Genomic DNA, 1,693 nt, shown 5'->3' on the forward strand with positions numbered 1-1,693 from the left:
CGTCCGTTCGATGGACGGGGGCCCTCGCCGTCGTTCCCGGCGAACCGATGCCCACGAGGTGTGGCGTACCATGGACGGGTTGTCCGTGCGCCCTTCCGGTCGGAGCCCTTCGAGGCCCCTGGCCGCACCGCTCGAGGCGACGCGATCGACCAGGCGCCCAGCGCCTGCCCGATCGATGAACGTTCGAACAGGTCCCGCTGCAACCGGCGGGACATGCACGCACCCCGTTGCCGCACGTCGGCTCCCCGATCAGTTGGAGATCATCGAAGTGAAGAGCGCCGTCGAGACCCTGGACCCCACCAAGGTCAAGTTGACCGTCGAGGTGGAGTACGACGAGCTCAAGCCGAGCATCGACCACGCCTACAAGCACATCGCGGAGCAGGTGAACGTCCCCGGTTTCCGCAAGGGCAAGATCCCCGCGCGCATCATCGACCAGCGCGTCGGTCGTGCTGCCGTGCTCGAGCACGCCATCAACGACGGTCTGTCCGGCTTCTACCGCCAGGCCGTCAACGAGACGGGCATCCGCCCGCTCGGCCAGCCCGACGTCGAGGTCACCGAGGTGCCGCTCGACGCCGAGGGCTCGCTGCACTTCACGGCCACGGTCGAGGTCCGCCCGGAGATCGAGATCCCCGCGCTCGACTCCGTGCAGCTCACGGTCGAGGCCGCCGAGGTCTCGGACGAGGACGTCGCTGAGCGCCTCGACGCGCTGCGCGAGCGTTTCGGCACGCTGGTCGGCGTCGACCGCCCCGCGGCCGAGGGCGACTTCGTCGTCATCGACCTCAAGGCCGTCATCGGCGACGAGGAGATCGACTCGGTCTCCGGCATCAGCTACCAGATCGGCTCGGGCAACATGCTCGAGGGCCTCGACGAGGCGCTCACGGGCCTCTCGGCCGGCGAGACCACGACCTTCAAGGCGCCGCTCGCGGGCGGCGACCACGAGGGCAAGGAGTCCGAGGTCACCGTCACGGCCACCTCGGTCAAGCAGCGCGACCTCCCCGAGGCCGACGACGAGTTCGCCGAGCTCGCGTCCGAGTTCGACACGATCGAGGAGCTCAAGGCGGACCTGCGCGAGCAGGTCGCGAGCATCAAGACCTCGAACCAGGCCGTCGAGGCGCGCGACGCCCTCGTCAAGCACCTCGTCGAGAACACCGAGATCCCCGTGCCCCAGGGCGCCGTCGAGGCAGAGGTGCACCGTCACCTCGAGTCCGAGGGTCGTCTCGAGGACGACGCGCACCGTGCCGAGGTCGTCGTCGACGCGACCAACGCGCTCAAGAACCAGATCCTCCTCGACACGCTCGCCGAGCAGTTGAAGATCAAGGTCGCCCAGAACGAGCTCCTGGACTACCTCGTCAACGCCTCGCGCCAGTACGGCATGGACCCGAACGAGTTCATCCAGTCGCTCGACCAGGGCGGCCAGATCCCCGCCATGGTCGGCGAGGTCGCACGCTCCAAGTCGCTCGCCGTGGCCCTGCGCCAGGTCGAGGTCAAGGACTCCGAGGGCAACGTCGTGGACCTGAGCGAGTTCATCGGCTCGGACGAAGAGGACGCTGCTGCTGACGCCGCGGCCGCCGCTGCGGGCGAGGACGTCACCGGCATCACCGACGAAGAGGGCATCGAGGTCGTCTCCGAGGACGAGGCAGCAGCCGACAAGGCCTGATCTCCCCGAGGAGCGGCTCACCGAGCTGCCCGAGAA

1 protein-coding gene is annotated in these 1,693 nt (G+C 68.7%); it reads left to right on the plus strand.

Annotated elements, in window-relative coordinates; translation table 11 throughout:
- The first annotated feature begins 268 nt into the window (after window positions 1-268).
- Window positions 269-1,657: a trigger factor gene (gene tig, locus ACFWFR_RS19270; RefSeq protein ID WP_377619742.1), complete on the plus strand. Its 1,389-nt coding sequence runs from the start codon at window positions 269-271 to the stop codon at window positions 1,655-1,657.
- Window positions 1,658-1,693 lie beyond the last annotated feature (36 nt).

Source organism: Oerskovia sp. NPDC060287 (genome assembly GCF_042726775.1).
Lineage (GTDB): Bacteria > Actinomycetota > Actinomycetes > Actinomycetales > Cellulomonadaceae > Oerskovia > Oerskovia merdavium.